General features: G+C 63.8%; 1 protein-coding gene. It reads left to right on the top strand.

Translation table 11 applies throughout. The features are described 5' to 3' along the window. The coding region (locus A5646_RS21950; protein ID WP_067024162.1) for a permease at positions 1-885 on the top strand (885 nt) is incomplete at both ends.

Genomic DNA, 885 nt, shown 5'->3' with positions numbered 1-885 from the left:
CACCGCCGCGATGGCGTTCGAAATCGGTTCCACCAACCTGGTGGTGGAACTGGGCATCATCCTGGCGCTGCTGATGGGCTGGCAATTCACCGCCGCCGAATTCGTCGGCGGCCCACTGATGATCGTCGCGCTCGCCGTGCTGTTCCGGCTGTTCGTGCGTTCGCGACTCGTGGACGCCGCCCGCGAGCAGGCCGAGCGGGGAATCGCCGGATCCATGGAAGGCCATGCGGCCATGGATATGTCGATCCAGGGCGAGGGCTCGTTCTGGCGACGGCTGTTTTCCCCGGCGGGCCTCACCTCGGTTTCACACGTGTTCGTGATGGAGTGGCTGGCGATCCTGCGCGACCTCGTGCTGGGCTTGTTGATCGCCGGCGCCGTCGCGGCCTGGGTACCCGAAAAGTTCTGGCAGGTCTTCTTTTTGGCCGATCACCCGGGCCTCTCGGCGCTGTGGGGCCCGATCGTGGGGCCCATTGTGGCGATCGTGTCCTTCGTGTGCTCCATCGGCAACGTGCCGCTGGCCGCGGTGCTGTGGAACGGAGGCATCAGCTTCGGCGGTGTCATCGCCTTCATCTACGCCGACCTGTTGATCCTTCCGATCCTCAACATCTACCGCAAGTATTACGGCACCAAGATGATGCTGACGCTACTGGGCACCTTCTACGCCGCTATGGTGGCCGCCGGATATCTGGTCGAATTGGTCTTCGGCACAACACATCTCATTCCCAAGCAGCGCAACGCGACGGTGATCGAGGCGTCGATCTCCTGGAACTACACGACGTGGCTCAACATCGCCTTCCTGATGCTCGCGGCAGTCCTGATCGCCCGGTTCGTCACGTCCGGAGGTCTGCCGATGGTGCGCATGATGGGCGGCTCCCCCGAGGCCGG

This window comes from Mycobacterium sp. 1245499.0 (assembly GCF_001673615.1).
Classification (GTDB): domain Bacteria; phylum Actinomycetota; class Actinomycetes; order Mycobacteriales; family Mycobacteriaceae; genus Mycobacterium; species Mycobacterium europaeum_A.
The sequence above is the reverse complement of the archived record's forward strand: the minus strand, read 5'-3'. Positions and strand labels throughout refer to the sequence as shown.